This window comes from Micromonospora tulbaghiae (assembly GCF_900091605.1).
Lineage (GTDB): Bacteria > Actinomycetota > Actinomycetes > Mycobacteriales > Micromonosporaceae > Micromonospora > Micromonospora tulbaghiae.
In genome coordinates, this window is record NZ_FMCQ01000011.1 from 171594 (window position 1) to 191736 (window position 20143).

The window sequence follows — 20143 nt, forward strand, 5'->3', positions numbered from 1 at the left end:
CTCAGGCGGCCGCTCGGCCTACCCGGATCACAGGCGTCATTCCCTCATGCAGAGTGCCCACGCGGTGCGCGTGGCCGACCGCAACCTTGCCCTTGCCGACCTGGACGTGTCAATCGCATACGACCGGGCGTCGAGAACGTAAGCGGACTGAGCGTGTGCTTGCCGGCTCGTCGATCGACTGAGGTGAGGGCAGCGGAACTGTCGGTGCCGGCCGCTAGCCTGCGGGCGTGATGAAGGTCGATCTGGAGAAGGCCACGCTGTGTGAGTTCCTCGAATACCAGCGTGTCAGCGTCCGAGCCATCCTGGCGGGTCTGGACGTGGCCTCGCTGCGCGCGCCTGTCCTGCCCTCCGGGTGGTCGCCGCTCGGGCTGGTGGAGCACCTCGGGCATGCGGAACGCCACTGGTTCCAGGAGGTCTTTCGCGGTTCCGTAGAGCCGTTGCCCTGGCCGGACGAGAACACACCACTCCGCACGACTCGATCGCCGTCTCAGGTCTTCGGCTTCTATCGCGACCAGTGCGACATCTCCGACGCGATCATCGCCGCGGCCCCGTTGTCGGCGACACCCGCCGGCCGGCATCCCGACGAGACGCTGGCGTCGCAGACCACCGACCTGCGACGGATCATTCTGCACGTCATCGAGGAGACCGCTCGGCACGCCGGTCACCTGGACGCCGTGCGCGAGCTGATCGACGGGCGCACCGGGCTCGGACCACGCTGAACCGAGTCCGACGGATGCGCCATACGGCAGGGGCGGCCGCGCAGGCGGCCCGACGGGCTCGCCGAGGTGGCTCTATGCTGCCGCGATGCGACCCCGCTTGATCAACCAGGTGCGGCTTCCCGGCATTCGCCATGTCGCGCAGGCAACCGGTCTCGGCTGGGTGGTCACTGAACAAGACCGTCCCGCTGTGAACCTGTTCGACCACGAACTACGTCGCGTGGCGCGACTTGCGGCGCCTCTCGACGGCCCGCAGATGAAGGTCAGCGCCACCCGTCGACTCGTCGCGGCGGGCGACGAGCATCAGATCGTCGTGCTCGACCACGACGGCGTGGTTCGATGGCGCACCAGCTGGGGTCGGCTCGGCGGGGGCGCAGGCGCCGACTTCCACCTCGACGGTGACCGCGTCCTCTGGATCCGTCTGGCCGATAACGAGGAACTTGTCGCCGTCAACGGTGCGAGCGGCGCGGAGATCCGTCGCGTGCCGCTGCCCGGTCCCGAGACCGCCTGGTTCCTGCACACACCCGAAGGCGTCTGGACCGGCTTGACGCTGGCCGATCCTGACCAGGTTCGCGCCTTGCTCATCAGGCTTGACGCCGAGCACATCGTGTTGCGACCGTTGGCCGGTGGCGATCTTGCCGGTTTCAGCCCGGCAGGCGGCCGCTACCTGACACTGACGCTCGACGGGTTCCTGTCCGTCCGCGACGTCGCCTCCGACGCCGTGATCACGGCACGACACCTCGAAGATCTGCCAGGCGCGCCGTCAGGCCTCGCGGGCTGCCGACACGTGGACCGTGCCGTGTTCCTGAGCGAGGGACTGATCCTCGTCGCCGTGAACGCCGCAGACCTGCCGGACGACGCCGAGGGCCATCTACTGCTGTCGGCGCTCAGCCTCCGGTGCCGATCCCAGGTGCGCTACCCGCACCAGGACGAATCCGGCGCTGTCCACCCGTCGTACCAGCCAGGCCGATGGCTCACCCGTCATCACGAGGACGATCAGCTCCGGCTGTGGCAGCTCGACGCCCGCCTCGACGACGAGCCGATGCCGGGCCAACTCGCACTGCTCTGACCGCGTCGGTCATGGCATCGCGCATGCTCACAGGGCGCACAGGTTGACGATCAGGTCTCGGCAGTTGTCGACGGCCGGTGGGTGGGAGACAGCGCCGGCCCAGCGTTCCCACATGCCGTCCGGGGCGAGGTAGCGGTCGGCGTGGCTCGTCCCGAGTCGCAGGTCGATGTACTGCAGGGCACCCAGCGCCCAGTGCTGGTCGTAGCGGAGGTCGAGTCTGGGCAGGTAGCGGTCGAGGTAGGCGGTCAGCATCTCGGCGTCGTGGTGGTCACCGAAGGCGGCGAGGGCGAAACAGTAGGCCTGCCCGCTGAAGCAGACCTCGCTCGACAGGAGCAGGTGGCCGACGGTCTCCCGGAACCGGGTACGTCTATCGATCCCGATGAGATAGGCGGCGACCAACCGCGATCGCCAGTTCGGCATCCTGCCCGGTTGGAGCAGGAAGACAAGTTCCTCATCGCTGATGCGTCGAGAATCCTGGCGCAGGGCCTGCACAACCGGGACGTTCTGCTGCGCGTCCGGCCGGCCGATTCCGCCGTGAAGGAGATGCAGGTAGCGAGGGCCTTCCGGCTCTGCCGCGACGATGACGTAGCGGCGGATGGTGCCGTCGGCTGGATCCGGTAGCGGCGGCGGATAGTCCACGCCGACATCATCCCCGCCTCGACACACTACCCGGCAGCCCGACGGTCATCCGGATCTGTCGCCCGCAGCGCGAACACCGTGGCGCACCCGGTAGCGCAGGTGCAGCACCCGATCGCCCTGGAGCACCACGTCCGGATCCTCCAGCAGATGCTGCGCGTCGACCGAGCCGAAGTAGCGCTTCCCGGACCCGAACACCACGGGTACGACGTCCATGCGTACCTCGTCGACCAGGCCCGCGGCGAGCACCTGGCCTCCGACGTCGCCGGCGGCGACCTCGACGACGCGGTCCCCCGCGAGTTCCTGCGCCTTGGCCACGGCTGCCTCGACGCCCTCGACGAAGTGGAACGGCGCCTCGGCGTCCCAGCCCTCGGGCGCGGGCCGGTGCGTCACGACGACCACGTGGTCGATCCCGCTCGGCGGCGTCCCGTCCCAGCCGTCGGTCAGGTCGAAGACGTGCCGGCCGACGACTGTCACAGCGATCCGGTCCCAGTACGGCCGGATGTAGTCGTAGGACGTCTGCGACACCTTCAACGCGCCGCTGTCGTCCAACGGGACGTCACCGCTTGTCAACCAGTCGAACAGCGGTCCGGGCTGGTCGTTCCCGTCCGCGACGAAGCCGTCCACCGACACCGAGCTGTACAGGACCACAGTGCCCACACCGGCTCTCCTCTGTCTTGGGTGCCCCCAAGCTAGCGTCCCGTGAGCTGCCGTTCTTGTATGAAATCAATCGGCCGGCAGCGGCCAGCCGTCCATCGCGTGGCCGGGGTGTTCGCGCAGGAACCGCCGCCGGACCTCGACGTACCGGGTCGGTGTGAGCCCGGTGAACGCCCGGAACTCGTGGCCGAAGTGGGCCTGGTCGAAGTAGCCCGCCCCAATGGCGAGCCGGCCCCAGTCGACAGGGCCGGCGGGGTCGATCGCGAACACGGCGGCCGCGAAGCGATAGGTGCGGGCCATCCGCTTCGGCGTGACGCCGACGAGCTCCTTGAACCGCTGCGCCAGATGGGTGCTGCTGACGCCGGCTGCCGTCCTCAGGTCGCCGATCGCCACCGCACCGCTGGTCGCCGCGATGACGCCGCTCGTATGGCGGATCAGCCGCAGGCCCGCGGTTTCGCGCAGCCGTCGCATCAGCTCCTCCTCGAGCAGCGTCAGCATCTCGTGCGGTCCGTCCGCCGTGGCCAGCCGGTCGCGCAGCTCGGCGACTGCGGGCCGGCCCCAGACCTGCTCCAGTGTCACCGGCCGGTCACACAACTCGGCCGCGGGCATCGGCAGGAACGGCGCCAGGCCCCACGGCTTGACGTGCACGCCGACAGACCGGGTGGGGCGTGGGTAGCCGAACTCGAACGCGCGGGTGGGTGTGGTGATCACGCAGCCGTCGGCGTACTCGGCCGTCTGGATGTCGGTGCCGCCGCGGATGCGGAACGGCGCCCCGAGGTTGACGACGAGCAGCGCAGCCGGCATCGGCGGCAGCGTCAGCCGGGCGTACGGCGGTGTGCCCGCCAGGTAGTAGAGGTCGTCGACGAGCCCGTCCAGCGGCGGTCGAGGCACTCTGGAGACGTACTCCACGCCCACAGCATCGCGGACGCCCCGCCGTCACCGCCGGCGCCCCGCCGGGATCGACTCGCGAAAGGCGGCGCCGCGGGCGGAACCGATCACCAGGTCGGCATGGGTGGCTTGCGCTGCCGGCACGCTCACGCCCGCGATCAGTTGACGTCCTCACCTATTGGGCAGGACGCGGGTCGGGAGGCGCGGCCACGGACGCGGGCGTCGCCGCGCCGCCCTTGTTGTGCGGCGGCGGAATGAGTCGTTCGCCGAGGGCAAGTGCTAGGGCGACAGCGCCGAGCAGGGCGCCGATCAACATCGTGCTGGCGGCACCGTGGCTCTCCAGCATGAGGGCCCCGAAGAAGGCGCCGCCGGTGATGCCGACGTTGACGGCGGCGGACAGCGTCGCGGCGGCGATGTCGGAGCGGCCGGGCGCTACCTGGAGGACGAGGCCGCCGAGCGCCGCGGTGAACGCGGCGAACCCCAGTCCGGCGATTGCGATCAGGACGACGGCGACCGCCGGGTGGTGGCCGAACGCGTACAGTCCGAGCAGCGCCACGCACTGCAGTGCGACCGTCGCGACCAGGGCGGACCACGGGCTGCGGTCGACGATCGGTCCGGCGGCGAGGATGCCGAGGACACTGGCGACGCCGCGCGCCAGCAGGATGGTCGCGATCGACGCGGCAGGCAATCCGGTGACCTCGGTGACGAACAGGGCGATGTAGGTGTAGGCGGCGATGGCACCGGCGGTCGACAGGACGGCCACGACGACCAAGAGCCAGAATCGGCGGGAGTCGGGGGTTCTGCCCCGGCCGGCGTGCTCCTGCGCCGGCCCCGTCGACGGCAGCAACCAGGCCACCACGGCGAGGACGAGCGCACCGAGCCCGGCCACCGCCAGGAACGATGCCCGCCAGCCGGCACGTTCACCCAGCCAGGTGCCCGCGGGCACGCCCAGGACCAGAGCGACGTTGCCGCCGGCGAACACGACCGCGACCACCCGTCCTTGCAGCCCGGGCCGGAACAGCTCAGCCGCGGTCGGCACAACGACCGCCCAGAACAACGCATGAGTGGCCGCAGTGGCGATCCTGGCTGCCATCAGCATGGTGAACGTGCTCGCGAACACCGTGATCGCGTTGCTCACGACGAAGCCCGCCAGGAGCACCGACAGCAACCGCCGGCGAGGGATTCTGCGCACCAGCGCCGTCAACGGGACCGAGGCGACCATCACCACTGCGCCGTACACGGTGACGAGCATGCCCACTTGGGACGGCGACACGGCCAGGTCCACGGCCATCGGCAACAGCAGCCCGATCGGCAGCGCCTCGGCCGCGGTGTAGAGGAACGTTCCGCCGGCGAGGCCGATCAGCGCTCCCACTGCCCGCCGGTGTGCATGCGCCTGACCCATCGTTACCCCCTAAACCGGCTATGACGGAAACACTCTAGGAACGTTCCTGTCGCGGGGCAACTGGTAAAGTGGACTTTGATGGAAACAGCAGGGGTCACGCGGATGCGCCTGGTCGGCGGCGACCTCGCGCTGGACTTCCTCAACACCCGCGCCGGCCCACCCGTCGGGCCTCCGGACGACGACGTGCTCACCGGTTACACCGAGCTGATCGCCTGGAGCGTGTACGCGGGCACCCTCACCGAAACGCAAGCGGCGGCGTTGCGCCGGCTGTCCCGCGGCAGTCCGGACAGCACCGACACCGCCTTCGCACAAGCACTGCGCACCCGTGACTACCTGGACGAGGTGTTCCGGCCACTGGCCGCCGGCGAGGACCCGGGCGTCGCGGCGCTGACCCGGCTGCGCGACGACGAAGCCGACGCGCTCGCCCACGCACAGCTCATGCGCGGGAAGACATTCGCATGGTCCTGGCGAGACGACCACACGCTTGCCCGGCCCTTACGTCCGGTGGTCCATGCGGCGGTCCAGCTTCTCACCACGGGTGCGCTCGACCGGATCAAGCGATGCGCGGGCTGCCGCTTCCTGTTCATCGACGAGAGCAAGAACCGCAGCCGTCGTTGGTGCAGCATGGACGACTGCGGAACCGCAGAGAAGATCCGCCGCTACGTCGAGGTACGACGCATTCGCACAAAACGGTGAGCACACGTGGCCACGTCGACGACACCGCTCCCCCTACCGTCCGGCGCTGCTCGCGTTCTGCTGACCGCGAAGAGGTCTTCATGCGCCCTCGTCCACCGGCCATGCTGGCTCGGTGGATTCACCGGGACGCCCTACCTCCCAGGCCCTGCTCACGAACCTCTACGCGGCGTTCAACAGGCGTGACATCCCCACGCTGCTGGCCGCCATGACGCCGGATGTCTCGTGGCCCAACGGCTGGGAGGGAGGTGTCGTTCGCGGCCGCGACCAGGTGAGTGCCTACTGGCGCCGGCAGTGGGACCAGCTCGAGCCCGTCGTCACGCCGACCGCGTTCGGCACGGAGGCCGACGGCCGCATCGCCGTCACCGTTCATCAGGTCGTCCACGACAAAGCCGGAGCGAAAATCGCCGACCACGTCGTCACGCACGTCTACCGCCTCGACGACGGCTTGGTCGCAGAGATGGAGATCCGCGAGTGACGCCACGTCCTCGGAGGGCCTGAGGGGTCGCAACGGCGATGAGTTTCGTTACGGCTTCCGGTCTGTATTGCCGTGCACCCGATCCCCCGACTCCCGGGAGAGCGTCATGACCGCCACGTACAGGAGGCAAGCGTGAAGCTTCTTCTCACATCCGCGGGCGTCCAGAATCCGAGCATCCAGGATGCGCTGGTCGATCTGCTGGGCAAGCCGATCGCCGACTCCAGCGCCCTGTGCGTCCCGACCGCGGCCTACCCGATGGGCGGACCGGCCTCGGCCTGGCGCTTCATCACCGGTCAGACGCCGCTACCCATGAGCGGGCTGGGCTGGAAGTCGCTGGGCGTCCTCGAGCTGACGGCGCTGCCGAGCATCGGCGAGGAGCGGTGGGTCCCCTGGGTCCGCGAGGCCGACGTCATGCTCGTGCACGGCGGCGATGCGACGTACCTGTGCCACTGGATGCGGCAGTCCGGGCTGGCGGACCTCCTGCCGTCGCTTCGCGACACCGTCTGGGTGGGGTTGAGTGCCGGCAGCATGGTGCTGACCCCACGGGTCGGCAAGGGATTCGTCGAATGGCAGTCCGCGCCCGACGACCGCACGCTGGGGCTCGTCGACTTCTCGATCTTCCCGCATCTGGGCCTCGAGCCGGACAACACCATGGCTCATGCCGAGAGATGGGCAGCCGAGATCGCCGGTCCGGCGTACGCGATCGACGACCAGACGGCCATCAAGGTGACCGACGGCGCCGTCGAGGTCGTCTCCGAGGGGCACTGGAGGCGGTTCCCCTCGTAGCGGTGATCGCCGGGCTACCCGAGCAGCGTCGCCGCCGCGGCCACTGTGGCCAGCGACAGCGTCGTGGTCACCACCACCGCACGGTTGGCCACCGCCTCGGCGACGCCGTACTCCTGGGCGTAGATGAACGTGTTCTGCGCTGTCGGCAGGCCCGCGCACACCACCACGGCGAGCAACTGCGGCGCGGACAGGTGCAGGGCCAGCCCGGCCGCGTACGCGATGACCGGCTGCGCGACGAGCTTCAGCGCGCTGATCGCGGCCAGCTCGGCCGGCCCGGCCGGCTCTGCTGGCTCTGCTGGCTCTGCTGGCTCTGCTGGCTCTGCCGGTTCTGCCCGCGACGGCGCCGTGTGGTGCAGCGACGCGCCGAGCGCGACCAGCGCGGCCGGGACCGCGGCGCCCGCCAGCAGGGTGAGCGGCGCGGCGACCGCCGACGGTGGTTGCAGGCCGGCAGCCGAGCACGCGACACCGAGCAGCGACGCCAGGATCACCGGATTGCGTACCGGCAGGGAGGCGATCCGGCGCACCCTCACCCGCCCGTGCGGGTCGCGGTGCCGGTCCAGCGCGACCAGGATCACCGGCGTCACCACCAGCACGTGCAGCAGCACCACCTCGGCCAGGAACGACACGCTGCCGAGAACCTGCGTCGCGATCGGGATGCCGAGGTTCGCCGAGTTCACGTACCCGGCGGCCATGCCCCAGATCGGCCGTTCGCCGGGCTCGCGACCGAACAGCCGGCTCGCGCCGGCCCACCCGAACCCGACCACCGCTGCGGTGCTCACCCCGAAGGCGAGCAGCGAACGGCCGGCGAACGCGGACAGCGGCATCCGGGACAGGGCCAGGAACAGGGCGGCCGGCATCGCGAGGTGGAACACGAACCGGCCGAGCACCGACGCCGCCGCCTCGCCCAGCAGGCCCCAGCGGCAGGCCGCGTAGCCGACCGCGGTGAGGATCCAGATCGGTACGAACGCCGACGCCAGGCTCATCCGGGCGTCACCGGCAGGCGCCGCGCCGACTGAGGGACTGGGGCATACCAGTCACCGCGCTCTCGCCGGTCTTCAGATGCAGCGACGCGCCCGAGGCGCGTACCGAGCCGCCGGACAACCGGGCTTTCCACGCGCACGCCGATCGGGAAGCCACACGTTCAGCCTCGCACGGCGAGGGCCGCCGAGCGGGCCCTGCTGTTCCTGGTCCCGGCGCCACACCTCCTGGTCAGGCGTCGAGACGCTGTGGTCCGGGACCGACCTCGCGGACGACGGTGCAGGTGGGAACACCGCTCATGCGCGCTTCGGCCTTGCTTCCTGCAACCTCAACCGCGGTTGAGATCAGATCAGTTACCTTGACCTCCCGCCGTAGAGAGCTGCGAAGACGCGGTCCCGCAGGATCTCGTACTGCCGGCGGCATCGCACAGGTGGGCCCGGCGGGCGTTGCTGAACCTGACCGCCGACGACGACTTCCGGTGGCTGGAACTGGTCAGCCGTCAGGTCCACCTCGCGGCCGTCGGCCAGTCGATTCCAGTAGTGGTAGCCGACCTTGGCGTCTCCGGCGTGGACCTCGCCGAGGATCAGCTCCCCGCCGAGCAGATCCTGGATGATCAGTGCGGTCACCCCGCACTGACCACGGGCTGCGTTGCCGGCATGCCAATCCTGCACATCGTGCGGGTCGCAGGTGTCCGCTCCCCAGCCGGCGCGCAGCACCGGCCGCAGCATCTCCAGGTCGATCGAGAGAGGGACTGATCGTTTGTCGCGCTCCTCATATGTCACCCGGGAAGGGTCGGCCCTCGACCGGGTCGAGAGTCAAGTCGGGCGTGTCCATCTGCCGCTGCATGACGGGGCCTTGCGGGGAGAGCCTCCGGCCTCGACCCGCCAAGCGCCTAGGATGGTCCCGGTGACCTTCCCCGAACGGCGATCCGCCGACGTCCCGACCGACGAAGAACGGGTCGACGAGGCCCTGCGGTTGCTCTCCGGCCCGCCGGTCGCGCTCGACGTCGCCGTCAAGCGCCTCGCCCGTGGCAGCGGCGTCTACGCCTGGTGGGCCCCACCCTCGGTCCTCCCCGACCTCCCCGGGCCACCGAACGACAGCGACCCGTCGCGGCGGATGCTCTATCTCGGCCGGGCGACCAGTCTGCGGGGCCGGATCCTGCGCAACCACCTGCGACGGTCGGGCAGCTCGACGCTGCGCCGCACGCTGGCCGGTCTCCTCGTGTCCGAGGGCTATCGGACGACCTGGACCGACCGCGTCGTCCTCATCCCCGAGGACGAGACGCGGCTGACCGCCTGGATGCACGAACACCTGCGCCTGACCTGGGCGGAGGACCCCGAGCCGGCGGACATCGAGGCCGAACTCGTCCGGCGTCTGCACCCGCCGCTCAACGTCCACGGCGTCGACCCCGAGCACATCCAGGCGGCCGTGGTCGCCGCCAAGAACTCGTACAACATCAGCAGCGGCCCGGCGCAGCCCCAGCTGTAGGTGGGGTGCGAGCCTCACGCCACCAGTGAGGCGTCCAGATCCCGGCGGGTGAGGGCGGAGCGGAGGTGCAGCCCTTCGGCCGCCAGGTTCTCCCGGCCGCCCTGCTCGCGGTCGATGGCGCAGACCACCGTCTCGACCTGCGCGCCGACGGACCGCAGGTGTCCGCACGAGGCCAGGAGCGCGCCTCCCGTGGTCACGACGTCCTCGATCACCACGACCCGCAGATAGTTCACCGGCCCGCCCTCGGCCACCTTCGCGGTGCCGTACTCCTTGGCCTGCTTGCGCACGAAGACCGTCGGCAGACCCGTCAGCTGCGACATCACCGTGGCGAGCGGGATGCCGCCCATCTCCATCCCCGCCAGCACGTCGCACTCCGGCAACAGAGCCACCATCGCCTCGGCGACGTCGCGCAACAGCTCCGGCTTCCCCTCGAACAGGTACTTGTCGAAGTACTCGTCGCTGACCTGCCCCGACCTGAGACGGAACTCTCCGGTGAGGTGGCAGGTGTCATAGACACGGCGCGCGAGCAGGTGAGTCACCGGCCCAGTCTCGCACCAGGCCGGCGTCACCCGATCCGCCGGATGCGTACCCTCGGGCGCTCGTTGCGCAGGTGACCCAGCTTGTGCTGGCGGACCTGCTCCTCCCACACCTCCTGGTCGTACTCCGGATCCGGCGCCGTCCACCGGTGCGACCCGTCGCTGTAGTGGAACTTCTCGTCGCCGGCCCGCAGCACGCTCACCGCAGCCACCCCAGGAACCGCCGGTGCAACGCGCACGGCCAGGGCGCACCGCACCCACCGCACGACCAGACCGGCAGCATCGGCCCGTGGGTGCTCACCCGCGCACCCCCAGGAAGCGGGCGACGCTCGCGCGCGCCTGCCTGCTGGTCGCCCACGCGACCTGCCAGCAGGGGTACGGAGTCAGCCGCGCCCACCACAGCCGACAACCCACGCACATCCCGTCCAGACCCCGTACGTGCACCGCCAGAATCGCCTGCTCCGCAGTACTCACTGGTCCTCCTGCGGCGGCCAGTGACCGCGATTGATCGGTACGCGGTGGCGGTTCCGGCACGGCAGGTCCGCACCGCAGCGGCACACCCACCGCCACTTCCGCCACGACCAGGCCGGGCGATGCCGGCGTACGAGCGTCGACGCGACGGCGAGGAGGTAGCCCTCGTACGGCAGGCGCCGCTCGGCGGGTGCGACGACGTCGGCGTCCCGGTGCGGCGCTTGGCCCGCTGTCGACTCGCCGGGCGCTGCCTGCGCGTGATCCGATTCAGCCAGCGCGAGGATCCGCCGCTTCGCCGCCTCCCATTCGGCCCTCTGTGCCTCCTGGCCTGTTCGGCGCCAGCCGTTCCGACCGCCCATCACCACCTCCGTCCGCTCCGGCGCGACGGATCACTTCACAAGGGAGTGCGACGTCGCGCCGGCAGGATGAGGCGTCTCCTCACCCGAAAACGGACACTAGGGCCGCCTGGTGATGGAGAAATTACCGCTGGTTATGCCGCCAGGCTTATGCCCAGCCGCCCGGCCAGCAGGCGCAGTTCGTTGGGCACGGCCCGGCGCTTGGCCCGCTGCGCCATCGCGACGACCGCGTCCTGGGCGAGCGGGTTGAGGGAGAACGGCACCGGGGCAGCCTGCTCCGCGCGTACGAACGCCGCGATCGCCTCGTTGTCCCGGCGACCGGAATCGGCCAGCGCCCGTCCGAGGTCGAGCCAGTACGACATCTGCCGGATCGACGCCGCCAACACCTGCGGCCGCACCGTGCGGGACAGCTCGATCACCCGGCCGGGCTCGCCGGACTCGGCGGCGATGGACATCTCCCACAGCGTCACGTTCGTCGGCCCGAACCCGCAGCCGTTGAATCCCATGCCGTCCGCCGGGTCGCCGAGGGTCGCCGCTTCCCGGGCAGCCTCGGTCAGATGGTCACGCGCGACGTCCGGGCGCCCGCTGACTGTCGAGGCGAGAGCCGCCGACAGGTGCAACTGACCGAGCATCTGCCGGACCCGCTCGTCGGAGGCGGCGGACTGCAGCTCTGCAAGGGAGCGGTCAGCCGCCCGCGCGGCGAGCGGAGCGGACTCGATCGGCAGGCTCTGCGCGTACGCGAAACGGGTCGCGCCAAGCCACGCCGCTTCCTCCACGTCCTCGGCCGCCGCGACCGCGACCCGCGCCGCGTTCAACGCCAGGTGGCGGTACCCGAGGTGCCGCAGGCAGGCCGACGCCTGGTACGCCACCTGAGCGAGCGCCGGTCCGCTCGCCGCAGCAGCCTCCAGCAGCAGGCCGGGCAGCATCTGGGCCATGGCCGGGAAGTTCGAGCGGTGGCGAAGCTGCTCACTGCGCGCGATACCCGCTGCCAACTCCTCCCGGGTGAGGATCGATGGCCGCCGCTCGCCGTCCTCGATCTCGATCAGCGCGGACCAGATCGCCGGCACGCACTCGGCCGCACGCTCACGCGCCGGATCGCCCGTCTCGGTGCCCTGACCGAGCAGGTCCGCGACCGTGATCTGCAACGCGGCGGCGACGGCGACCAGGGTGGAGCGCCTGTCGATCGTCTTGCGACCGGACTCGACCTGGGAGATGTAGGACTGGCTGACTCCGGCGAGCCCGGCGAGGACGGCCTGGCTCATTCCGCCACGGCGCATCCGCCAGTAGCGGATCCGGGCGCCGATCGTGTCGGCCTTGCTCGCCATGTCTCGCCTGCCTCCCAGGACGAGGGCTGGGACTGCGGCATCGGCCGGTGAGTCGGCATGCCCGTTCGCCAGTGTACGTGGATCGCTGCTCTTGTATTGACGTCGAGGCGGTTGCTCCCTGCCGCTCCCCCGCACTCTGTGATCGACTGGTTGGGCTGACCGGAGGTGCCGCCGACATGCCAACGCCGCCTGCCTACTTGGCTATCGCCGCCGACCTACGCGCCGCGATCCTGTCCGGAGAACTCCCCGCTGGAGCCAAGTTGCCGTCCGAGTCCGGCCTGATGCGCCAGTACGAGGTGAGCCGGACCGTCGCCAAATGGGCGATCGCCGTCCTCAAGGGCGAGGGCATCGTGGAGGGTCGCGCCGGATCCGGCGTGTACGTCCGGGACGCCACCCGGCTGGTCCGTCACGCCCGAGGCCGCGACGTCCCCTCCGCCGACGGCCCGACTTCTCCGTTCGCCCGCGACGCAGCCGGTGCCAGGCAGCAGGGCACCTGGGAGCACGACAGCCGACGCGAGCAGGCCGATGAGCGGATTGCCGCCCGGTTCGGCGTCGAACCGGGAGCGCCGGTGATGCGGACGTCGTACCGCTTCCTCTCCGACGGCGAGCCGATACAGCTCTCCGTGTCGTACGAGCCGCTTGCCCTCACCAGGGGCACTCCGATCGAGTGGCCGGAGGACAGCGACGTGAAGGGCGTCCTCGCACGCATGGACGCCATCGGCATACGGGTCGACGAGGTCGTGGAGCGCGTCAGCCTTCGATCAGCGACGGCCGACGAGGTCGAGGCGCTCCACCTGCCGGCCCGCACGTTCGTGCACACCATCGAGCGGACCTACACGGCGGGCGGTACGCCGGTGGAGACCGCCGACATCGTGCTACCAGGCGGCCGGTACGAACTCGTCTACCGCCTTCCCATCGACTGACGAGTCGGCACGAGCGATGCGCTGTCGACAAGCTTGCCGGATGAGAGGACACTTCCGATGGGCAACGATCCTCATGCAGGAGCCATGAGCTTCATCTTCGAGGCAGGCGTGCTCAAGCGCGCCGCCCGTACCGGATGGTGGTTCGCCGGTGTGAAGCACCCCGAGTCGATCGCCGAGCACTCGTTCCGCACGGCGCTCATCGGCATGATGCTCGCGGCCATGGAGGGCGCCGATCCGGCTCGCGTCTCGATGTTGTGCGTCCTGCACGACACGCAGGAGACCCGGATCACCGACATCCCCCACATCGCCAAGCGCTATCTCACGGCCGCACCCAATACCGCCGTCACCGCCGACCAGGTCGCCGCCTGCCCGCCCGCCGTTGCCGACGTGATCAACGCTGCCGTCGCCGAGTACGAGGCCGGCGAAACTCTGGAAGCGGTCGTGGCCCGGGACGCGGACAAGCTGGAGTGCCTCGTCCAAGCGGTCGAGTACCGGCATCAGGGAGTCGCGGACGTTCAGCGCTGGATCGACAGCTCGCGGGCGGCGCTCAAGACCGCTTCCGCTCACCGCCTCGCCGACGCCGCCCTCACCGGCGCACCGATGGCGTGGCTGAGCCCGCCCGCCCCGGCATAGACGCCGGATGCCGCCCAGCCCTCGCCAGCTTTCACACCTGCCGATGAGCGTGCGTTACATGCTGTCGTCGCGGACCGCGATGGGAGGGCTCCGAGGTAGGTGTCTGCGACCGCATCCCTGTACGTCCTCGATCGAGGCCGGGCGGTGGAACAGTCAGGCCGTGTCTCCTGGATTCTGGTGGGTGGGATCGAAGGTGAGGTTGAGTAGTTCCAGGCCGGTGACGGGTTGGAAGCCGATCTCGGTGTAGAGCGTCAGGGCGGGGATGTTGTCGGTCTCGGTCTGGAGTGAGACGCGATGCGCACCGGCGGCACGGGCGTTGCGGATGACGTGCTGGAGCAGGGCGTTCGCGATACCGCTTCGGCGATGGTGCGGGGCCACGTAGAGGTCGCGGATCGACCATGAGGTGCCCAGCCTGAGCGATGCCGGCGTGACCGTGACCGTGATGAAGCCGCGGACGCGGTCAGCTCGGATGGCGGCAGCGACGCAGATCCGGTGTTGTGCGATCTGGTCGTGCAGCCAGGAGCGGGTGATCTCCGGGGTTGACGGTTGGCCGTAGTGCGCCCGGTAGTCGTCGAACAGAGCAGCTACCTGATCGAACGCCGGGTGGGCGGGGGCTACCGGCACGATCGTCGTTGTCATGCCGTAAGTGTGGCCGACGGTCGAGCCATTGGGCCGCTGTCATCGGCCGACCCACGTGGCGACGCACGCCTCGTTGCCCTCGGCGTCGGCCAAGATCCACCACTTCGGTGCGTGCGCATCCGAGACCAGCTGGCCACCCGCAGCCAATGCGGCGGCGATGCGGGCCTCTGCCTGGTCATGTGGGACGGCGACATCAAGGTGCATGCGGTTGCGTTGTGGACGCCGGGCATCCATAGGCTGCACCCCGAAGCCCGGACCCCTGCGCGCCGGGTCGGCCAGATAGTCGTCATCGATCTGGCGGTAACCCAGCAGCGCGCGCCAGAACGGCAGCACGTCCGCGCCGACCAGGGCGTCGAGGGTGACGTTGACGAGCTGCACGGCGGTCGGATCGGCGGGGATGTCCAGCTCCCTGGCGGCAGCCGAGATCCGCCGGGCCAGCGCCACGTCGCGCGACAACAGGGACACCGTGACGCCGGCATGACGCAGATCGATGCTGACGTACTGCTGCTCCGCGCCACCGGCGAGCCGACCGACCTCATCGACGAACGCTATGCCCTTGGCCAGCGAGGCGGTGCGGAAATACGCCGAGACCACGTGGTAGAGGCAGCGCCAGTCCTCGACACCGTCGGCCTCGTGGAACTGCCCGGCCGTGATCTGCCCCGTCATGCCGGCGAACCTAGCATCGGCTGCGCGACGGAGCGCACCGTGGCGCTTCACGCATGGCCGGCCGACGGTGAATACGTCAGTGCGGGGATTCGCCGGACCGTAGTCCGTCGACGAGGAGTGCGACCATGCGCCGGCCGTAGTCGGGGTCCTCGTTCGGCATGGGCGCGCAGAGTTTCGCCACGGCGTACAGCAGGTCCTGGGCAGTGATCCGGGCCTGGATCTCGCCGCTGGCCGTCGCGGCTTTGAGCAAGGACTCGAGGGCCGGTCCCAGCTTCTGCATGAGATAGCCGGGCAGGCCGTCGAACGCCGGATCGCCGGAGTGCAGGGCCGCGGCGAAGCCGCGTTTGGTCGCGACGAACGCGGTGAACCGATCGAGCCACTTCGCGAGGGCGACCCCCGGCTCGTGCTCGGCGGCCAGCGCCGGGGCCGCGTCGGCGCAGGCGTCGATCTCGCGTTCGATGACGGCCTTGATCAGGTCCGAGCGCTGCGGGAAGTGCCGGTAGAGCGTGCCGACGCCGACGCCGGCCAGATCGGTGATCTCTTTGGCGGGGGCGTCGACGCCGACGGTGCTGAAGACCGTCTTCGCCGCTTCGAGCAGGGACTCGATGTTGCGGCGTGCGTCAGTGCGCTTCCGACGCGGGGCGCGTTCGCGAACAACGAAGTCTGATGTGTCGTCGGACACAGCTACGCCTCCCTTGCTTTTCCGGAAAGGCTTTCCGTATAGTTCCGGAAAGAGATTCCGCATACGACGATACCGCAGGGAGACGCGCATGCAGTACCGCACCCTGGGCCGGACGGGCATGAAGGTCAGCCCGTACGCGCTCGGCACGCTGATGTTCGCCACGGTGATCGGGAACCCCGATCCTGACGACTCGATCAAGGTCATTCACAAGGCGCTGGACGCGGGGATCAACCTCGTCGACACCGCCGATGCGTACGGCGACTCGGAGGAGATCGTGGGCCGGGCCCTCAAGGGGCGCCGGGACAACGTCGTCCTCGCGACCAAGGTGGGCCTTCCGAGGCTGAACACGCTGCCCCGGACGCCGGGCGCAACCGCGGCCACCGACCCCAACCAGCGAGGCGCATCCCGCCGCTGGATCATGACCGCGGTCGAGAGCTCGCTGCGCCGCCTGCAGACCGACCACATCGACCTCTACCAGATCCAGCGTCCGGACCCCGACACCGACATCGAGGAAACCCTCTCCGCGCTCTCCGACCTGATCCGCAGTGGCAAGGTCCGGGCGATCGGGTCGTCCACGATGCCCGCATCCGACATGATCGAGGCGCAGTGGGTCGCCGAACGACGCGGGCTGGAACGCTTCCACACCGAGCAGCCGCCCTACTCGATCCTCAACCGCAGCATCGAGAGCGAGGTGCTGCCGGCCGCACAGCGCTACGGGATGGGCACGCTGGTGTGGGGCCCGCTCGGGCAGGGAATGCTCACCGGCCGGGTCCGCAAGGGCGAGCAGAACGACCTGCGCCGCGCCCGCTTCTCCAAGCACCTCACCGACGAGCGCCGGATCGACGTCGTCGAACAACTCGTCCCGCTCGCCGACGAGGCAGGCATGCCGTTGACCCACCTCGCCATGGCATTCGCCGTCGCACACCCCGGCGTGACCAGCGCGATCCTGGGCCCGCGCACGATGGAGCACCTCGACGACCTGCTCGCCGGCGTCGACGTGACCCTCACCGACGAGATCCTCGACCGGATCGACGAGATCGTCGCGCCCGGCACCGATGTCACCCGGCTCGACCAGGCCTACCTGCCCCCGGCCCTGCTGAACCCGAACCTGCGCCGCCGGCCGGTCAGCGAGCGTGGCGCCGCCTGATCGACCACGAGACCAGCGAACTGTGCGTCGACCGCGGTGACGATCGCGTAACCCGGCACCCCCGCGTAACCCGGCACGCAGATTGGACGGGTCCTTAACAAGATCCACGGCTCGCTGAGGTATGTGGCAGTGGCTCTAGTGGTGACGGCACCCGTCCGCCTCACGCAACCCCTAGCAGTTCAGAACCAGCTCTCACGCATGTCCAGCGTGGTCCGGTCCAGCCCTTCCAGCAGGTCGAACTGCGCCGCCACCTTCGGCAGCTCCCACCGGTAGAAGTACCGCGCCGCCTGCCTCTTCCCCGCCAGGAACTCCCCCTCGGCTCCCTCCGGCGTCCCCAGCGCCTCCACCACCAGGACCTGTTCCAGCCACATCCACGCGATCACCACGTGCCCGACCGCCTCCAGGTACACCGAGGCGTTCGCCAGCGCCAGCTCCGGATCACCCGGAGCCCACAACCGCCGCGTCACCACGGCGATCCGGTCCACCGCCGCGCCGAGCTGACCGGCCAGCTCCGAGGCGAACCCCTCCGCCTTCCAGGCCCGGGTGACGGTGCCTCGGATGGTGTCCAGCAGCAGTTCCAGCGCGGCGCCGTCGCGCATGGTGACCTTGCGGCCGAGCAGGTCGAGCGCCTGGATGCCGTGGGTGCCCTCGTGGATGGCGTTGAGCCGGTTGTCGCGCCAGTGCTGCTCGACGTCGTAGTCGCGGGTGTAGCCGTACCCGCCGTGCACCTGGATGGCCAGGTCGTTCGCGGCCAGGCACCACTGCGCCGGCCAGCTCTTGGTGATCGGGGTGAGCAGGTCCAGCAGCAGGTGCGCCCGCTCGCGGTCGGCCTCGGCGGGCGCGGTCTTCTGCTCGTCCAGCAGCCGTCCGCAGTAGAGCACCAGCGCGAGCGCGCCCTCCACGTAGCTCTTCTGGGCCAGCAGCATCCGGCGTACGTCGGGGTGGGCCACGATCGGCACCTGCGGCGTGGTGGGGTCCTTGTCGGCGACCGGCCGGCCCTGCGGGCGCTGCCGGGCATATGCGACGGACTTCAGGTACGCGGTGTAGCCGAGCGCTGTGGCGCCGGCCCCGATGCCGATGCGCGCCTCGTTCATCATGTGGAACATGACCGCGAGTCCCCGGTGCGGCTGTCCCACCAGGTAGCCGACCGCCCCGGCCCGCCCGTACGGCCGGTGCACGCCCTCGCCGAAGTTGAGCAGCGTGTTGGTGGCGCCCCGGTAGCCGAGCTTGTGGTTGAGCCCGACCAGCACCACGTCGTTGCGCGGCCCGGGCCTCCCGTCGTCGTCGAGCAGCACCTTGGGCACGATGAACAGCGACAGGCCCTTCACGCCGGGCGGCGCGCCGGGGATGCGGGCGAGGACCAGGTGGACGATGTTCTCGGCCAGTTCGTGGTCACCACCGGAGATCCACATCTTGGTGCCGACGATCCGGTAGGTGCCGTCGTCCTGCGGCTCGGCGCGGGTCGTGAGGTCGGTCAGTGAGCTGCCCGCCTGCGGTTCGGACAGGCACATGGTGCCGAAGAACCGCCCTTCGACCATCGGGCGGACCCAGGTGTCGATCTGCTCGGCGCTGCCGTGCGCGAGCAGCAGGTTGGCGTTGCCGAGGGTGAGCATCGGGTACGCCGCCGTGCCCACGTTCGCGGCCTGGAACCAGGTGAAGGCGGCGGCGGCCACGGCGTGCGGGAGCTGCATGCCGCCGACCGACTCGTCCATGGTGGCGGCGAGCAGCCCGGTGCCGGCGAACGTCTCCAGGGCGGCCTTGACCTGCGGGATGGTCCGCACGCGCTGCCCGTCGAACGTGGGCTCGCCGGTGTCGGCGGCCCGGTTGTGCGGAGCGAACCGTTCGGCGGCGACCTGGGCGGCGAGGTCCAGCACCGCGTCGAATGTCTCCCGGGAGTGCTCGGCGTAGCGGGACCGCTCGGTCAGCCGGGTCACGTCCAGCCAGTCGTGCAGCAGGAACGCGAGGTCACGACGGGACAGCAGCAGATCGGACGAGGACAACGTGGACTCCTTCCGGTCAGCCGCGGCGCAACCCGGCGACGGCCTCCCGTGGTCATCCTGACCGATCCGGGCCGCGGGCGCACCCTCCGCCACCTCCGGAACCCCCGGACGCCGGCCAGGTACAGGTTCGGTCCTGACAGCGACGCGTCAGCGTTCGGCCAGCGGCATACGCGAATCTCTGGGAACAAGCCCGGCCGATGGAGCCGGGCATGTCATCGAGTACCTCGGCGATTGGATTGTCACTGGTGAAAGACCTCTCCTCCAAGGCGGTAACCCTCGGCGTCACGGTCACGCTGGCCACGACCGCGCTGCTCGGGGCGTCCCCCGCCCTGGCCGCGGAGCCGGGCTCGGACCTGCCGCCGGCCCTCGCTCCGATGACCGCGCTCTACCAGACGGTCGCGTGCGACCCCGCCGGGCCCACCGGGAGTGACGCGACCCTCGCCACCCAACTGAACTCGCGGCTGAACTCGGACATGCGGGGCTACATGACGGCGTACCGCGTGTCCTGCGCGCGAGAGGTGGTCGAGGCGGTGCGGGCACGAGGCCTCGCTTCGCGCGCTGCGGTCATCGCGATCACCACGGTGATCGTCGAGACCCACCTGCAGAACATCAGCGAGGAGGTGGACCACACCAGCCTCGGCCTGTTCCAGCAGCAGGAGTGGTGGGGCACCCGGGCGGAGCGGCTCAACCCGGCCTACGCGACGAACGCCTTCCTCGACGCGATGGTGAGGAAGTATCCCAACGGCAGCTGGGCCAACGCCCCGATCGGCGACGTCTGCCAGGCGGTGCAGGTGTCGGCCTACCCCGACCGTTACCAGGCCCAGGCGGCGGACGCGCAGATCATCGTCGATTCGCTCTGGAACTCCGCCGGCCCTCGCTCGGAGGATGTGCCGATCTCGGGTGACTGGAACAACGACGGCATCGACACCGTCGGCGTCTTCCGACCCAGCAACTCCACCTTCTACCTCCGCGAC

General features: G+C 70.0%; 23 protein-coding genes and 1 pseudogene. 10 read left to right on the forward strand and 14 right to left on the reverse strand.

What is annotated here, in order from left to right:
- Positions 1 to 230: 230 nt before the first annotated feature.
- Positions 231 to 719: a DinB family protein gene (locus GA0070562_RS27425; RefSeq protein ID WP_091427387.1), complete on the forward strand. Its 489-nt coding sequence runs from the start codon at positions 231 to 233 to the stop codon at positions 717 to 719.
- Positions 720 to 804: 85 nt separating this feature from the next.
- Positions 805 to 1785, forward strand: coding sequence for a hypothetical protein (locus tag GA0070562_RS27430; protein WP_091427304.1), 981 nt, complete (start codon positions 805 to 807; stop codon positions 1783 to 1785).
- A 27-nt stretch (positions 1786 to 1812) separates the two neighbouring features.
- Here the strand turns inward: GA0070562_RS27430 and GA0070562_RS30090 are convergent, their stop codons facing one another.
- From GA0070562_RS30090 to GA0070562_RS27455, 4 genes are all read right to left on the reverse strand, one after another.
- A complete protein-coding gene (locus GA0070562_RS30090; protein ID WP_139135504.1) occupies positions 1813 to 2424 on the reverse strand; it encodes a DUF6000 family protein in 612 nt (203 codons plus the stop codon).
- 45 nt (positions 2425 to 2469) lie between these two features.
- Positions 2470 to 3081 (reverse strand): dihydrofolate reductase family protein, encoded by a 612-nt coding sequence (locus GA0070562_RS27445; RefSeq protein ID WP_091427310.1) that lies wholly within the window; start codon positions 3079 to 3081, stop codon positions 2470 to 2472.
- A 66-nt stretch (positions 3082 to 3147) separates the two neighbouring features.
- Positions 3148 to 3987: a helix-turn-helix domain-containing protein gene (locus GA0070562_RS27450; RefSeq protein ID WP_254663878.1), complete on the reverse strand. Its 840-nt coding sequence runs from the start codon at positions 3985 to 3987 to the stop codon at positions 3148 to 3150.
- 154 nt (positions 3988 to 4141) lie between these two features.
- Positions 4142 to 5338 carry an MFS transporter gene (locus tag GA0070562_RS27455; RefSeq protein ID WP_175438893.1) on the reverse strand — a complete coding sequence of 399 codons (1197 nt, stop codon included), beginning with the start codon at positions 5336 to 5338 and terminating at the stop codon, positions 4142 to 4144.
- 132 nt (positions 5339 to 5470) lie between these two features.
- On the opposite strand from GA0070562_RS27455, the gene GA0070562_RS27460 reads away from it, so the two are divergent.
- The 3 genes from GA0070562_RS27460 to GA0070562_RS27470 all read left to right on the forward strand — a co-directional run bounded on the left by GA0070562_RS27460 (position 5471) and on the right by GA0070562_RS27470 (position 7325).
- The gene (locus GA0070562_RS27460; protein ID WP_175438894.1) at positions 5471 to 6064 is read left to right on the forward strand and encodes a CGNR zinc finger domain-containing protein; all 594 of its coding nucleotides are present in this window, start codon (positions 5471 to 5473) and stop codon (positions 6062 to 6064) included.
- A 112-nt stretch (positions 6065 to 6176) separates the two neighbouring features.
- Positions 6177 to 6539 (forward strand): nuclear transport factor 2 family protein, encoded by a 363-nt coding sequence (locus GA0070562_RS27465; RefSeq protein WP_091427316.1) that lies wholly within the window; start codon positions 6177 to 6179, stop codon positions 6537 to 6539.
- 132 nt (positions 6540 to 6671) lie between these two features.
- Entirely contained in the window at positions 6672 to 7325 is a 654-nt protein-coding gene (locus GA0070562_RS27470) for a Type 1 glutamine amidotransferase-like domain-containing protein (protein WP_091427318.1), read from the forward strand.
- A 14-nt stretch (positions 7326 to 7339) separates the two neighbouring features.
- Here GA0070562_RS27470 and GA0070562_RS27475 read toward each other — a convergent pair whose 3' ends face one another.
- The gene (locus GA0070562_RS27475; protein WP_091427320.1) at positions 7340 to 8308 is read right to left on the reverse strand and encodes an AEC family transporter; all 969 of its coding nucleotides are present in this window, start codon (positions 8306 to 8308) and stop codon (positions 7340 to 7342) included.
- 348 nt (positions 8309 to 8656) lie between these two features.
- Positions 8657 to 9085, reverse strand: a complete 429-nt coding sequence (locus tag GA0070562_RS27485) for a YunG family protein (RefSeq protein ID WP_225853098.1) — start codon at positions 9083 to 9085, stop codon at positions 8657 to 8659.
- A gap of 115 nt (positions 9086 to 9200) precedes the next feature.
- Here GA0070562_RS27485 and GA0070562_RS27490 point away from each other — a divergent pair, with 115 nt between their 5' ends.
- Positions 9201 to 9791 carry a GIY-YIG nuclease family protein gene (locus GA0070562_RS27490; protein WP_091427322.1) on the forward strand — a complete coding sequence of 197 codons (591 nt, stop codon included), beginning with the start codon at positions 9201 to 9203 and terminating at the stop codon, positions 9789 to 9791.
- 14 nt (positions 9792 to 9805) lie between these two features.
- Here the strand turns inward: GA0070562_RS27490 and pyrE are convergent, their stop codons facing one another.
- From pyrE to GA0070562_RS27505, 4 genes are all read right to left on the reverse strand, one after another.
- A complete protein-coding gene (gene pyrE, locus GA0070562_RS27495; protein WP_091427325.1) occupies positions 9806 to 10330 on the reverse strand; it encodes an orotate phosphoribosyltransferase in 525 nt (174 codons plus the stop codon).
- Between the two features lie 26 nt (positions 10331 to 10356).
- A complete protein-coding gene (locus GA0070562_RS30410) occupies positions 10357 to 10530 on the reverse strand; it encodes a hypothetical protein (RefSeq protein ID WP_166456489.1) in 174 nt (57 codons plus the stop codon).
- 94 nt (positions 10531 to 10624) lie between these two features.
- Positions 10625 to 11065, reverse strand: a complete 441-nt coding sequence (locus tag GA0070562_RS31010) for a hypothetical protein (RefSeq protein ID WP_393353410.1) — start codon at positions 11063 to 11065, stop codon at positions 10625 to 10627.
- 223 nt (positions 11066 to 11288) lie between these two features.
- Positions 11289 to 12479 (reverse strand): helix-turn-helix domain-containing protein, encoded by a 1191-nt coding sequence (locus tag GA0070562_RS27505; RefSeq protein ID WP_091427326.1) that lies wholly within the window; start codon positions 12477 to 12479, stop codon positions 11289 to 11291.
- Between the two features lie 176 nt (positions 12480 to 12655).
- Between GA0070562_RS27505 and GA0070562_RS27510 the strand changes: the two genes are divergently transcribed.
- Both GA0070562_RS27510 and GA0070562_RS27515 read left to right on the forward strand, forming a co-directional pair.
- Positions 12656 to 13402, forward strand: coding sequence for a GntR family transcriptional regulator (locus GA0070562_RS27510; protein ID WP_091427328.1), 747 nt, complete (start codon positions 12656 to 12658; stop codon positions 13400 to 13402).
- Between the two features lie 57 nt (positions 13403 to 13459).
- The gene (locus GA0070562_RS27515) at positions 13460 to 14035 is read left to right on the forward strand and encodes an HD domain-containing protein (RefSeq protein ID WP_091427330.1); all 576 of its coding nucleotides are present in this window, start codon (positions 13460 to 13462) and stop codon (positions 14033 to 14035) included.
- A gap of 153 nt (positions 14036 to 14188) precedes the next feature.
- Here GA0070562_RS27515 and GA0070562_RS27520 read toward each other — a convergent pair whose 3' ends face one another.
- The 3 genes from GA0070562_RS27520 to GA0070562_RS27530 form a co-directional block, all read right to left on the reverse strand.
- Positions 14189 to 14674, reverse strand: coding sequence for a GNAT family N-acetyltransferase (locus tag GA0070562_RS27520; protein WP_091427333.1), 486 nt, complete (start codon positions 14672 to 14674; stop codon positions 14189 to 14191).
- A 39-nt stretch (positions 14675 to 14713) separates the two neighbouring features.
- Positions 14714 to 15340 carry a VOC family protein gene (locus GA0070562_RS27525; RefSeq protein WP_091427337.1) on the reverse strand — a complete coding sequence of 209 codons (627 nt, stop codon included), beginning with the start codon at positions 15338 to 15340 and terminating at the stop codon, positions 14714 to 14716.
- Positions 15341 to 15416: 76 nt separating this feature from the next.
- Positions 15417 to 16022 (reverse strand): TetR/AcrR family transcriptional regulator, encoded by a 606-nt coding sequence (locus GA0070562_RS27530; protein ID WP_091427339.1) that lies wholly within the window; start codon positions 16020 to 16022, stop codon positions 15417 to 15419.
- A gap of 88 nt (positions 16023 to 16110) precedes the next feature.
- On the opposite strand from GA0070562_RS27530, the gene GA0070562_RS27535 reads away from it, so the two are divergent.
- On the forward strand, positions 16111 to 17169 hold the full coding sequence (locus tag GA0070562_RS27535; protein WP_091427342.1) for an aldo/keto reductase: 1059 nt from the start codon (positions 16111 to 16113) through the stop codon (positions 17167 to 17169).
- 179 nt (positions 17170 to 17348) lie between these two features.
- On the opposite strand, the gene GA0070562_RS27540 is transcribed toward GA0070562_RS27535, so the two are convergent.
- Complete coding sequence (locus GA0070562_RS27540; RefSeq protein WP_091427344.1) at positions 17349 to 19169, reverse strand: acyl-CoA dehydrogenase; 1821 nt, start codon at positions 19167 to 19169, stop codon at positions 17349 to 17351.
- A 197-nt stretch (positions 19170 to 19366) separates the two neighbouring features.
- On the opposite strand from GA0070562_RS27540, the pseudogene GA0070562_RS27545 reads away from it, so the two are divergent.
- Positions 19367 to 20143, forward strand: a pseudogene (locus GA0070562_RS27545) (hypothetical protein); the annotation flags it as partial.